Origin of the sequence: Leptospira interrogans (assembly GCF_900156205.1) — a bacterium.
GTDB lineage: Bacteria > Spirochaetota > Leptospiria > Leptospirales > Leptospiraceae > Leptospira > Leptospira interrogans.
Map to the genome: position 1 here is coordinate 248074 of NZ_FTNA01000001.1, position 13937 is coordinate 262010.

Genomic DNA, 13937 nt, shown 5'->3' on the forward strand with positions numbered 1-13937 from the left:
ACCAAAGTATTACAAGGTTCCCTAGAAGGAGACCTCAACCAAATCCTCTCAAAAATTAGAGAACAATAAACATGGCCAATCAAAAGCTATTTACCGACTTCCCTCCCGTCGATCGGGAAGCCTGGATTGCACTCATCCAAAAAGATCTCAAAGGCGCAGACTTTGAGAAAAAGTTAATCTGGGAAACCGCAGAAGGATTTAAAATCCAACCCGTATATACCAAAGAAGACATTGGTGACAAACAATGGCTGACCTCTAATCTTCCGGGAACTTTCCCCTTTGCGCGCTCCACTCGTAAACTTGTTTCCGACTGGAGCATTCGTCAGGACTTAGATTCTAATTCGATCTCCGAAGCCAATCAATTGGCAAAAGAAGCGGCATCTAACGGAGTCACTGCGATCGGATTTATCATCGAAAACAAAACCTCTCCGCAAAAAGGGATTCCAGTAAATTCTTCCAAAGACTTAGAAACGTTGATCCAAGGGCTTCCTTTCGATCAGGTAACGTTACATTTTATTGCTGAAGAACGTTCTCCGGAAATTTTTTCTTGGCTTCCCAAAGATAAGGTGCTCGTAGGCGGACTTGGATACGATCCATTTAGAATTCTACTCAAACACGGTAGATCTGGAAAACATTCGATTCCCGTTTTAAAAGAGATTTTAGAAACATTTGCATCTTCTTGGCCGCATTACAGAGGTTTGTCGGTTTATTCTTCCACATTTCGAGATGCAGGCTCCACGATTTCTGAGGAACTTGCATTTACGTTAGCCGCTGCTGCCGAGTACGTGCAACAACTTAAAACGGCAGGAATGGACGTGGATACAATTGCGTCTCAACTGATGTTTGAATTTTCTATCGGCCCCGATTATTTTTTAGAAATCGCTAAGTTTCGATCTGCAAGAATTCTCTGGGCAGAAATTCTGAAAGAATTTTCTCCCAAGGTAGAATCTTCTCTTCACGCATTTTTAAGTGCACATACTTGCCGTTACAATTATAGCGCGTATGATCCAAACGTGAACATGCTCCGCGCAACTACCGAGGCTATGTCAGCTGCAATCGGAGGTTGTGAGGTAATCAACGTTTCTCCATATGACTCTATCTTAAAAACTTCCGATTCTTTTTCTCTTCGAATTGCTCGTAACATTCAACTTTTGATGAAACACGAATCGTATATAGATAAGGTAGTAGATCCAGCGGCGGGTTCGTATTATCTCGAATCTCTTACCGATTCGATCACCAAAAAGGCTTGGGAAATCTTTTGCGAGATAGAATCTATCGGAGGATTTTTAGAAGGCATTCAAAAAGGAATCATCCAAAAGAAAGTCGCCGATTCCAGAAAGAAAAAGGAAGAAAATCTAGCGAATCGAAAAGAAATTCTTCTCGGAACTAATCAATACCCGAACGGAGAAGATCGTGTTCCCGAACTCAATCAAAATAAAACGTTAGGTGAAATTGATAGTGTCACAGGAGAAACCACTTGTGAAAGAATTTTCGAATTTAGGGCCGGAGCCGACATCGAAGAAATCCGTTTAAAAACCGAAACCTTTGCAAAGAAGTCTGGTAAAACCCCGACCGTTCTTCTTCTTCCTATGGGAGATCTCAAAATGAAAAAAGCGAGAGCCATTTTCTCTCAAAACTTTTTGGCCTGCGCCGGTTATAAAGTAGTAGATCCGGGAAGTTATACGACACCTCAAGAAGTACTACAAAGCCTAAAAGAAACGATCGCGGACGTCGTAGTTTTCTGCACAAGTGACGAAGAAGTTTTCGGTTTTGTAGATTCTATTTTTGGAATATTAAAAAAACAGAATCCAAATTTACTTGGGATTGTAGCGGGAAATCCAACGGAGCAAATCGATAATCTTAAATCCAAAGGGATTGAATTTTTCATTCACGTCAAATCCCAACATTTAGAAACTCTGAAGTCTATTCAGAAAAGGCTGGGCATCCAATGAAACGTCCGAGTTTTGATCCAAAACGTTATACGTCACATAGAAACGGAACCGTTTCTAAATCCGATTGGGAAAAATCCGCACTCGGTGATCTAGGGTTTAGTTCCATGGAGCAAACTCTGTGGTTAACTCCGGAAAAAATTCCGGTCAAACCGGTTTATACTTCGGAAGATATAGCCGAAATGGAACACCTAGACTTTGTGGCCGGAATTCCTCCGTATTTGCGCGGACCGTATTCCACGATGTATGTCCAACAACCTTGGACCATTCGTCAGTACGCAGGTTTTTCCACCGCGGAAGAATCGAACGCATTCTATCGTAGAAACTTAGCCGCGGGGCAAAAAGGTCTTTCTGTCGCGTTCGATTTAGCGACTCACAGAGGATACGATTCCGATCACGAACGTGTGGTAGGTGACGTGGGCAAGGCAGGAGTTGCGATAGATTCAATTCTCGATATGAAAATTCTTTTCGATCAGATTCCTTTGGATCAGATGTCTGTTTCGATGACGATGAACGGAGCCGTAATTCCTATATTAGCATTTTATATTGTAGCCGCAGAAGAACAAGGAGTCAGCGCAGATAAACTTTCGGGCACAATCCAAAATGATATTTTGAAAGAATTTATGGTGCGGAACACTTACATATATCCGCCCGCTCCTTCGATGAAGATCATCGCGGACATTTTCAAATATACTTCGGATTTTATGCCTAAGTTCAACTCGATCTCTATTTCAGGCTATCACATGCAAGAAGCAGGAGCAACCGCTGACATAGAACTCGCCTACACTCTCGCAGACGGTTTGGAATATCTCCGAACTGGAATTAAAGCAGGAATGGACGTAGATACGTTCGCACCTCGTTTATCCTTTTTCTGGGCAATCGGGATGAATCACTTTATGGAAATTGCAAAGATGCGCGCTGGACGTCTTCTTTGGGCCAAACTAGTAAAACAGTTCAACCCGAAAAACTTGAAGTCCCTCGCGCTCAGAACACATTGTCAAACTTCGGGCTGGAGTTTAACCGAACAAGATCCTTTCAACAACGTTGCTCGAACTTGTATCGAAGCCTTAGCCGCTGCCTTAGGACACACCCAATCCTTACATACAAATGCTCTGGATGAAGCAATCGCACTTCCTACCGATTTCTCCGCGAGAATTGCAAGAAATACCCAGATCTTTCTTCAAGAAGAAACGAACATACATCGTGTCGTAGATCCTTGGGGAGGTTCGTATTACGTGGAATCTTTGACCCATTCTCTGGCTCATCGTGCCTGGGAATTGATCGAAGAAGTAGAAAAGTTAGGCGGAATTGCAAAGGCAATCGAAACCGGGATTCCTAAAATGAGAATCGAAGAGGCAGCCGCGCGCAAACAAGCTAAGATCGATTCTGGAAAAGACGTGATCGTCGGAGTCAATCGATACAAGGCGGTAGAAGAAAAACCTTTGGATATATTAGATATTGATAATACTGCAGTTCGTGAATCTCAGATCCGCAGACTTCAAGAGTTGAAGAAAAATAGAAACAACTCAGATGTGAACTACGCGTTAGACGCAATTACAAAATGCGCCGAAGGAGGAGAAGGAAATCTACTCGCTCTTGCGGTGGACGCAGCACGTAAACGAGCAACGTTAGGTGAAATTTCATACGCTATGGAAAAAGTATTTGGAAGATACCAAGCAACGATCCGTTCTATTTCGGGAGTATATTCATCCGAAATAGAAGATGATTTAGATTTCAAAAGAGCCAAAGAACTTTCGGACAAGTTTGCTACTCTCGAAGGACGTCGTCCTAGAATTATGATCGCCAAAATGGGACAGGATGGACATGACCGAGGCGCCAAGGTAATCTCTACGAGTTTTGCAGACATGGGATTTGACGTAGATATAGGACCTCTCTTTCAAACTCCGGGAGAAGCAGCAAAACAAGCCGTAGAAAACGACGTACACATTTTAGGAGTTTCTAGTTTAGCTGCGGGACACAAAACACTCGTACCTCAAGTAATTGCGGAACTAAAAAAATTAGGAAGAGAAGACATCATGGTCGTTGCCGGTGGAGTGATTCCACAACAAGATTATGATATTCTTTATAAGGCGGGAGTCACTGGAATTTTCGGACCTGGAACTAAAATTTCCAAAGCAGCCGCAGATATTCTGGAGCTTCTCATCAAAGATTTAGAAAGTTTGAAAGTAAACGCCTAAGGAAAATACCCCTTGAGTTCTGGAGAACAAAACGGGATCCCTCCTCTGAACGAAATACGACAACGTTTAGGAAGAGTTAATAGAACGCTCCCTTCCGCAGAAGAATTCATAAAAGGAATTCTTTCCGGTGACAGAGTGATGCTTGCCCGAGCGATTACACTCGTCGAAAGCACGCGCACCGATCACAAAGAACTTGCAGAAAAGATTATAAACTCTTGCCTCCCTCATTCCGGTAAATCGATCCGAATCGGAATCACCGGAATTCCGGGTGTGGGTAAAAGTACATTCATCGAATCATTTGGAATGTATTTGATCTCTCAAGGTAAAAAACTCGCCGTATTGACGATAGATCCTTCCAGTCAGATTTCGGGTGGAAGTATTTTAGGCGATAAAACCAGAATGTCCGAACTTTCTAAAAATGAATCTGCATTTATCCGCCCTTCTCCTTCCGGTGATTCTTTAGGTGGAGTTGCTAGAAAAACGAGAGAAACGATTTATCTCTGTGAAGCAGCTGGATTTGATACGATTTTAGTAGAAACCGTGGGAGTTGGTCAGTCGGAAACTGCTGTACATTCTATGGTGGATCTATTCTTGCTACTTCTCATCGCGGGCGCAGGGGATGAACTACAAGGAATCAAACGAGGGATTATGGAAATGGCAGATCTATTTGCTATTACAAAAGCGGACGGAGACAATAAGGTAAGAGCAGAACGAACTAGAATTGAAACCCAATCCGCGATTCATTTTTTTCCAAAACAGGAAAGCAGTTGGATTCCTAAAGTGCTTACTTGTTCTTCTCTTTCGGGAGAAGGAATCGGAGAAATCTGGAACCAAATATTAGAATATGAGAAAGTTTTAAAATTAAATGGCCATTTTGAAATTAGAAGAACTAATCAGTCTAAGTATTGGTTAGAAGAAACCGTTTCCGAAAATCTAATGGGAGATTTTTATACTAAAATGAAAGATCTTTATTTAGACATGGAATCCAAAGTGAGTGAACACAAAATCAGTTCTTTTCAAGCAGCCGAAAAATTGATTTTTGAATATAGAAAGCGGATCCTAAAATAAAAAGGGAACCCTATTTGGTGATTGGAATTTAGATGGTTATTTGTATTTTCATACATTTTCAGAATATAGTGTCACAACAATGCCAATCTTATAAAAGACTAAATTGTAAAAACAGAACTTTTTAGAAATGTCAAACAATCATATTGTAATTCTTTAAAATTTCTTTTTTATTACTTCCTGAAAAAAATACTGCCACTTTTGTGTGACACTACAGATGTATTCAATTAACGTGAGTGAGACGTAAGAAAAAATCTCTAAACGTATAAGTTCCTACAATTTTAGAATTTGTTCGTAAAATCGTGATCTGTAAGAGTTCTCATGTCATAGAGACCTAAGCTTTGTGGTAGGAGGCGGCAGTTTTTCTTTATCAGAAAAACATACTTTTTGCAAGTAAAGAGACTCATTCTTGTCGGAACACTTGAAAAATGTGTCTTTTTGAGCCCAGAACGGCGATCCATAGAAAGCCCGTTCTGTTGAGTTCATTTTGATTCTAAAATCCTATCCAACTTGTGGGGTTGGTTATGGTTAATAACTTGGTACTATTTTCATGCGTCCGAGTAGTAAAGAATCAATCTGTAAAGTTCAGATTTCAACTTTTTTCAGAATCATGAATTCTTACTCCCAACTCACGTTATATTAGAATTGGTTTCGATTCATTCAATAACGTTATGTATTCTGGCTAATGTAACTTAAATAATGTATCCACTAATTCGTACTATCCAGACACATAAAAGCAGTATCGAAAATTAATAGAACATTTTACAAGATGCAAAAATTGCGTCTAATTTGGAATTGTCAGCTTTTTTAAAGAAATTCACATTCTAATTTTTGAAACAAAGTTTATCATAGTATTATTTTTATATGTCCTAGTAATAAAACGGTCAAGATATTTCATTCAATTTTAATTGTACTTCTATTGCAAAACAACAGACGCAAGTGTGAAAAAATGAACCCGTTTTAAAATCAAATTTGATTTTTTTCCAAAACAAGAAATTAATTCTTGTATATATAAATATAGATAACAACTAGTATTACTTTACAAATTTAGACTTTTCTCTGAAATCCATCAGAGGCAATTGTAGGCAGTTATCGTGAAAATTTTTCAAATCCTATTTATATTTTTTGCTTCTTTAATATTATTCCATTGTGCAACATCCTCCGCCGGAATGGCAACGAGTAATATTCCCATCGCAGATCGTAAATACAAAGTGATTAGTCCCGTGGAAGGACATAAAACTTGGAACACGTTTGACATAGCTATTGTTGGACTTCCACTTTCCGAACCACCCATCGATAAGTTAGTCACTTCTATGTTAACCGAAAAAGAAGCGGACGCTTTGATCAATATCCGGTATTGGACAGACAAATATATACTTTTATTCATCACAATCAATAGGCTACATATCAATGCGGAAGCGATCAAATTCGAGGATCAGCCCAATGATCAAAGCGGCAAAAAAAGAAAATAACAAAGTGGCATTCTTTCTTTTACAAAAAGCAAGAGGGTTTATTATAAAATTTGCAAGTTATCTAGATCGAGAAATCAAATTGTTGAGAACATTACAATTGTTTGTAAAATTTACTTCTAGCCTAACGTTTAGTAAATTTTTTTTAATTATAAAATCATGTTTCTTGCAAGTAGAGTTTTTATGGGAACTCCCACGAAAATTTCTTCTTTTAAATACTTTAAATTTATGGGCAAGGCCATGATTCAACCCTTAGTCGCTATTAAATATCACTCCTTACATTACTATTCTCTTTTGCTTCATTTTTTAGTGATTTTATTTTTTTCTGTTTTCGGAAATTGTATGGGAGGCACCTTATTTGAGCCGGGCGGAAGAGTCCGTGCGCCTGCTCTTTACGATTCTGCTACGATCATTCGAACTTCTGGATACGATATTTTAGAAGAATCAGAAGGAGAATCCTCCACATTTTTCATTTTAGGAATCATCCCGATCACAAATCCGATCAGCATCGATTATGCACTGAGTCAAGCAGTTCAAAAAGTTCCAGGTGGAAGAAGCATTGTGAATATCAAAGTTTGGCACGAAACTCACGTTATGTTTCCTTTAGGGACTGTTTCCGTTCTCAAAGTAAAAGGAAAAGTGATTGGAAATAAAGAGGAATCCGAAAGATTAAGATTAGAAGAACAGCTTAAGAAAGAAACGGAAACAACGACGAAATCAAATTTTCAAACACAACATGAAAAACAAGATTCGAATCCTTCTTCCGGAGGTATTTCCGTCAGTGGTGAAAAACGTTCTTCCGATTCTTCATCAAGCGGAATTTCGGTAGGCGGCAAAAAGAAAGATTAGTATGTTAAAATATTCTTTAGAACTAATCCCAAAACCCAAAAAGGAATCGAACTTGAATAAAGCGGCCGATTTCTCGCAGATCGATTTTCTACAAAAACGGAAACGTTTTCAAAAGATTCTTTTTGGCTTTGTTTTTATATTGGTGACGTTTTCTCAAAATTGTGTAAGACCGGAAGTAGTTTCTGCAAGTGATTCCCAGAGCCAAATTTATGCGGCAGCTAATTATTTGAGCAACAAATGTGGAAACCCAATTCCTGTTCCAATGCCAATCGTCGTAGACGATATACAACAAAGAAACTTGGATTTATGTACAATCGCGATTACTAGATCAGAATGTCCTTTTATTTCGTATCCTTTTGCTTGTGTACTGATTTATGTAGAAGAACCTATTGGCGAAATACCATGGTATTTAGATTTCCAAGAAGTATTCGTAAAAACTAAAATACAATAAGGCAAACGATGAAAAATATTAGAAACATATTGATTATTCTTTTCATCCAGCCGACAAAAAAGTTTATAAAAAGTGAAACGCTCAACATTCTGCAATTCAACAAGTTGTTTCCTCCTGGCCGAAACGAACCATCTTTAATGTTGTTGAAACGAATTTCTTTTTTATTTTTTATTTTTATTACAACTCCGATTTTCGCAGAAGTTTCTTTTCGTGCACGTGTTTTTTCCCGTAGTAAAAGTTTAGGTGATGCAAACGTTTCAGTACGAATTTCTGAAACTAAAAAATTTTATCAGACTGATTCAGAAGGTTATTTCCAAGCTGTGGTTCCATCTTCAGGCACATACACATTTCGTATTTTAAGAGATGTTGGATTTCAGGAAATTCGTCAAGAAATAGGAGAAGGCGAAGCACTTGTAATTCTTTATACGGATGAATCTACCAAATCCAGTGAGAGTATACCCAAAGGTACAATTAATGTAACCGGAGAAAAAGAAAAACAACTCATGTCTCGTACAAAATTACGTTTTGAAGAAATCAAACGTATGCCCGGCACGTTTGGAGAACCGCTTCGTTCCATCGAAACGATTCCGGGAGTCGTTCCGGTTGCCGCGTTCGGTGGTGGTGCAAATAATTATTCTTTTCGCGGGGCCGATCCAAATACAAACCTTTATCTCTACGACGATCTACCCATTTTATACCCGTTTCACTTTGACGGATTGACTGCTACGATCAACGGAAACTTAATCAAGTCAATGGATGTTTATACCGGAGTTCTTCCCGCGAATTTTAACAACGCGCTCGGAGGTGTTATCGAAATTGAATCTCCTGATAAGGTGGAACGTTCCAGTGGAAATTTTTTGACTTCACTTTGGGCCGCATCTGCAAATTATCAAACTACCTTTGCCAACGGAAAGGGTTATATACTCGGCGCGGTAAAAGTTGGTTATATCGACAAAACGTTTGAAACGTTAGGAACTCTTGCCGGAGGTAGCCTTCTTCCGGAAGGAGTACGTCTTCCACGTTACACAGACTCTCAAGTAAAGATGGTTTATAACTTTAACGATGAACACCAGATCTCTTTTTACTCCTTAACCGCAAAAGACGATTTTGCTTTGGATCCTCCCGCAAAACGACAAAACGATCCAACAAAAGATGAATTGGCGGGGTTTGCTGGAGGAAATTTATCCGCAGGTCAAGGGTATCGTACTCAAGCTTTTCGTTATACTTGGAGACCTTCCGAAAAATTCAATAATCGAATTACACTGATTAGTTATGATCCGTTTGTAGATTTCAATGTTTCTTTTGGCTCCATCAAAGCGAAACAAAGAGGTAGCGGAGCGTATAACGGAGTCAGACAAGACGCATCTTGGGAACCTAACAAACATTTTACGTTAGAATTCGGCTCCGAACTTCGTTTTTTAAATTACAAAACCACCGGGAGTACAATTCAACAAACCGATCCAAATAATCCTGATCCAAATCCTTATGATACTACGAGTCCGGATTTTAAAACCGTTCCGGATACTAACCGAGTACAAAGTAAATACTATAACGCCTATACCACGATGAAAATCAAATTCGGCGGACTACTAATCGAACCAGGAGCGAGATACGATTATATTCCTTATATCAAAAATGGCGCACTCGGTCCAAAAGCACAAATATCTTATAAGTTTGAACAAGGTATACTTAAAGGAACCACTGTTTTTGGAGGCGCCGGAAATCATTTTAACTTTCCGTTGGACACTCGATTTTCAGAACAAAGCGGAAACCCTCATTTAAAATTTCAAAAAGCATTTAAATACGGAGGTGGGATCGATCACCAAGTGACTTCCGAATGGCAAATCAAAGGCGAAGTTTTTAAACAGGAATTTTCTAACTTGATCGTCACCGATCCTTATATCACGGAAGCAATTGGTACCAATCCGGATCAGTACGGCAGGATCACTCAACCTTATATTCTAAACAAACCTCTCAGTTATTCCAATAATGGAACCGGACATTCTAGAGGTTACGAACTGGTAATTCGCAAAACTGCCGCTCCCGGAAAAAGGGATTGGTTTGGTTGGATTTCCTACACTTGGTCTCAAACATTCAGAAATCCTAATATTTATAAACCTGATGCTATCATGACGCAAGTCGCTACTGGTTCCGAACAAAGGTTGGTTGCTCAAACCTTTCCTAACTCCAAAGAAACTTTATATGATTACGATCGTACTCATATCATCAATTTAATTTTCGGCTGGAGATTCAGTCAAGACTGGCAATTTGGCGCAAGATGGTCTTATATGACCTCCACACCAATTACTCCAATTGTAGGAGACGACGGCGGAAAATTCAGCAACCCTGCAAATAACCAAACGATTTGGATACCCGTTTCAGGCAACAATCCTTATCTTGCAGAATACACCAATTCAAAACGTCTAAAAGATTATCACAGATTTGATATTCGGATCGACAAATTTTTAAATTACGAATGGGGTTATGTAAATACGTTTCTGGAAATCATCAACGTATATATGAGAGAAAACGTTTCTGGAGAGAATTTTGATGTTACACGTCCTTATTCTGCGACTAACCCAAAACCGAATCCTACATTTGGAACTCTTACCTTACCAGGAGGAGCGATTATTCCTTTCTTTAATATGGGAATCGAGGTGAAATTTTAATGAAAAAAAATCCATTCGAAACCATAAAAAGGCGGATTCAAAATTTTGCGTTTACTTTGATCTCTTTACATCTCATTTTAAATTGTAACCTTCCCAACGAAGACGATGGTTTCAACCGAAATAACGAGAAAAGAGTAATACTACAGTATTTACTTTTACCTCCTACTGATCCAGTTCGATCCTGCATAGATGCTTTGCAAGCTGCCCAAATTTGTTTAAACCAAGCTCCTGATCTACCTACCCCACTTTCCGAAGAAATGATCGTAAGTTTATTCAGTGGAGAAAATTCTTCGTTAGAAACGTATCAAAGTTATTGTGACGCTTTGATTCATTCTCCTACACTTGCAAAATATACAAGTAGAGTACAAGCCTGTGTTATGGATTGTAACCGTTCTTATTGGGTAAATAAAAATTCTGCGGGAACCTGTGGAGAAGACGGAGGTTCTCAAATTATGGGATTATCAACGGGAACGTTTGGGTGTACAAAAACATGTGCAAGTGTTTCGGGACCTTAAATGAAATAAAATGATCGGAAAACTGAGTGACTTTGATGTCACTTTTAGAAAATAAAGAATATTAGAGGATTTTAGATTATGACAATGTTTTTGGTTGAATACGGCGAGACTTTCATTTTTGTAGTTATGCTCGTTGCAAGTATCGTTGCTCTCGCGGTAGGAACTGAAAGAATTTTAATTTTTCGCAGAAATCTGAAAAACACGGAAGCAATTCTTCCGGTTTTAACTTCTGAAATCAGAAAAGGTGATTTTTCTGCGGTAAAGTCAATCGCTTCCGAAAATCACGGAAATATATACGCAAAGTTCTCTCAATTTTCAGCGGAACATTACGAGGTCGGTCACGAAGCACTTTCAGAATTACAAGAAGGAAAAATCATCGGAGAAAGAATAGAACTAGAAAACCATCTTCCGATTTTAAACACGTTAGGAAATAACGCCCCTTTTATTGGTCTTTTAGGTACGGTTTTAGGTGTAATCAAAGCGTTTTATGGTTTAGGGACCTTAGGAAGTACTGGGGCTGAATTCGTAATGAGAAGCATTTCAACCGCCCTTCTAGCAACTGCAGCCGGTTTAGGCGTGGCCATTCCAGTTGTAATGGCAAATAATTATTTTACTCGTAAACTAAAAGTAATTCAGGCAAATTTAGAAATTCTTTCCAAAGAGTTTCTTGCTAGTCTTTCTCGTAAGAAGTAGACTTAAGAAATATTATAAAAACTTAATTTTATTAAAAAGTTTAACTTAGCACCCGTTAGGAATAAAAACTGATAAGGAGAGCATAAATATGGCAGGTTCTGCTCCCTCCGGCGACGGAGAAGAAATAGGCAATATCAACATCACTCCGATGGTGGACGTGATTTTAGTTCTTCTGGTAATCTTTATGGTGACGGCAAACTTCTTAAAAAAAGAATCCATCAATATCAATCTTCCAAAGGTTGCAGCCGCAGACCCTAATGTAGCCCAATCGGTCCAAGTAGCCTTGACCAAAGACGGAAAAATTCTTTTAGAAGGATCGGACATATCTATAGAAAGGTTAAAGGCACATCTCGAAAGGGATTCTAAAATCAGGCCCAATATGCGTCTAACGCTTTCCGCAGATTCTTCCCTTCCCTATGGACAAATTGCAGAAACAATGGGAGTAATCCGCAAAGCAGGAGTCACCAAAATTGCTCTTTCGGTAAAACGTTAAGCGAAACATATGAAATTGCAAATGGTAGTGAATATTCCTGAAATCAAACAGAGAATTTTAAAATTCGGACTCTTTCGTTTTTGTCTGATCGTTTCTTTTATTTTACATTCTTTGACGATTGGAACTTATTTCATTGCTACCTATCTTCCGGAAGAAGAAATTTCTTCTGAAGATTTAGATACAAACGTAGAAGTAGATCTAGAAGAAATTCCTCCCGAATTGATCGGTGGAACAACTTCTCCGGCTCCCGTTGAAAAACAAGAATGGGTGGAAGGTTCCAACCAAAACGCAGAAGATCCAATCGATGAAGATCTCAATCCAAATGCTCTTTCTGGAAACGGTACAGATAAAGACGGATATTTATTTTCCTACAACGGAGATAAAACTCCTACTCCGATTATCGACTTTGATCTTAGAGATTTTTTTCCGGCTCAGGCCAAATCAGCAGGAATTGTTTCCAAACAAGTTGTCGTCGTTGTTCAAATCGATGAACACGGAAATTTACAAGGAGCTAAAATCGCCTCGGGCAAGGCCGGGTTTGGTTTTGATGAAGCAGCACTTAAAATCGTAAAACTTGCTCGTTGGAGTCCAGGATACGTACAAGGAAGACCTACCAAAATGTCTCATCGAGTTCCGATTTCTTTCAATCTAGAAGACTAATTTTAAAAGAACCTAATATACTGTTTAGGAAATGGCAATAATTTATATTGAATTTTCTAATCTGTAAATCAAATTAGTTTGTAAATTTGACTTTCTTTGGCCTTTCCAATTTTTAATTTAGAACCACACAATAAAAAACCAATCCAATAAATTGTATGAAAGAAGCGTAATACAATATTTCGTCTTTAGTTTCAATTGGTTATAGACGTTTAGCTGCTAAATTAAGCCTAGTAGCACTAAACTCAGTCTAATTTAAAAAATCAAAATATTCTATCGTACTAAAAAGCATGCGGACACCTGCGTTTTTCTATTTATTGCTCTGCCTTATCAAAATAATATTTGTTTCAAACGTTAGAATTTCAGTGTTATTTTAAAAAGTCAATAATCCCAGATTAAACACAATTCTTGAGAACTTCTACATCTAAAAATAAATGTGGGAACTCCATCTTTTGAAAGTGTAAGAGTTACTTACTACTCAGACGTATAAATATAAACTTATGCTGAAGTTGTTCCAAAACTTAAAATGTGGGATCTCCTTCAAAAAGTTAATCAATCAACGTGAGTTTAGCGCAAGAAAACGAGAAAGAATTTTCTAAAAGTATGAGTTCCTACATTTTGAAAATTTTACTGTAAAATTTAAGTTTGCAGTAGTTCCTACAAATTAGGTTGTATTTGGCAATTTGCAAACTTTCACGTAATTCTAATCTCGTCAAATCTTTGTAATAGTTCCCACGCTTTGAGATTTTAAGACAAGTTCCGAGTGTCTTGCGAGAAAAATTTACGGTATTCAATTTTATAGAATCGTAAAGCTTACTTTTTGACTTTTAAAATACACTCATCATAAGGAAATTTTGATGAATAAAAATACCAAGGCAACGACACTATTTCAGTAGGAAATTTTTGATACACTTTTGTAGTATTCTAAA

12 protein-coding genes are annotated in these 13937 nt (G+C 38.3%); all 12 read left to right on the plus strand.

What is annotated here, in order from left to right:
• Positions 1-71 precede the first annotated feature (71 nt).
• The 12 genes from BW942_RS01065 to BW942_RS01120 all read left to right on the plus strand — a co-directional run bounded on the left by BW942_RS01065 (position 72) and on the right by BW942_RS01120 (position 13011).
• Complete coding sequence (locus BW942_RS01065) at positions 72-1952, plus strand: methylmalonyl-CoA mutase family protein (RefSeq protein ID WP_000013232.1); 1881 nt, start codon at positions 72-74, stop codon at positions 1950-1952.
• Complete coding sequence (gene scpA / locus BW942_RS01070) at positions 1949-4147, plus strand: methylmalonyl-CoA mutase (protein ID WP_000828548.1); 2199 nt, start codon at positions 1949-1951, stop codon at positions 4145-4147. The genes BW942_RS01065 and scpA overlap by 4 nt, the downstream gene beginning before the upstream one ends.
• A gap of 12 nt (positions 4148-4159) precedes the next feature.
• Entirely contained in the window at positions 4160-5215 is a 1056-nt protein-coding gene (meaB, locus tag BW942_RS01075; RefSeq protein ID WP_000094317.1) for a methylmalonyl Co-A mutase-associated GTPase MeaB, read from the plus strand.
• Positions 5216-6306: 1091 nt separating this feature from the next.
• Positions 6307-6684 carry an LIC20211 family lipoprotein gene (locus BW942_RS01080; RefSeq protein WP_000689175.1) on the plus strand — a complete coding sequence of 126 codons (378 nt, stop codon included), beginning with the start codon at positions 6307-6309 and terminating at the stop codon, positions 6682-6684.
• A complete protein-coding gene (locus BW942_RS01085) occupies positions 6656-6925 on the plus strand; it encodes a hypothetical protein (RefSeq protein WP_001982438.1) in 270 nt (89 codons plus the stop codon). The genes BW942_RS01080 and BW942_RS01085 overlap by 29 nt, the downstream gene beginning before the upstream one ends.
• Positions 6841-7530, plus strand: a complete 690-nt coding sequence (locus BW942_RS01090; RefSeq protein ID WP_000477913.1) for a hypothetical protein — start codon at positions 6841-6843, stop codon at positions 7528-7530. Before BW942_RS01085 ends, BW942_RS01090 begins: the two co-directional genes overlap by 85 nt.
• 1 nt (position 7531) lies before the next feature.
• Positions 7532-7981: a hypothetical protein gene (locus tag BW942_RS01095; protein ID WP_000922522.1), complete on the plus strand. Its 450-nt coding sequence runs from the start codon at positions 7532-7534 to the stop codon at positions 7979-7981.
• A gap of 8 nt (positions 7982-7989) precedes the next feature.
• Positions 7990-10650 carry a TonB-dependent receptor plug domain-containing protein gene (locus BW942_RS01100; protein ID WP_000790264.1) on the plus strand — a complete coding sequence of 887 codons (2661 nt, stop codon included), beginning with the start codon at positions 7990-7992 and terminating at the stop codon, positions 10648-10650.
• Positions 10650-11165: a hypothetical protein gene (locus tag BW942_RS01105; RefSeq protein WP_000740026.1), complete on the plus strand. Its 516-nt coding sequence runs from the start codon at positions 10650-10652 to the stop codon at positions 11163-11165. Before BW942_RS01100 ends, BW942_RS01105 begins: the two co-directional genes overlap by 1 nt.
• 78 nt (positions 11166-11243) lie before the next feature.
• On the plus strand, positions 11244-11858 hold the full coding sequence (locus BW942_RS01110) for a MotA/TolQ/ExbB proton channel family protein (protein ID WP_000177702.1): 615 nt from the start codon (positions 11244-11246) through the stop codon (positions 11856-11858).
• A gap of 88 nt (positions 11859-11946) precedes the next feature.
• Complete coding sequence (locus tag BW942_RS01115) at positions 11947-12351, plus strand: ExbD/TolR family protein (RefSeq protein ID WP_000919048.1); 405 nt, start codon at positions 11947-11949, stop codon at positions 12349-12351.
• A 9-nt stretch (positions 12352-12360) separates the two neighbouring features.
• Entirely contained in the window at positions 12361-13011 is a 651-nt protein-coding gene (locus BW942_RS01120) for an energy transducer TonB (protein WP_000776116.1), read from the plus strand.
• Positions 13012-13937: the final 926 nt, after the last annotated feature.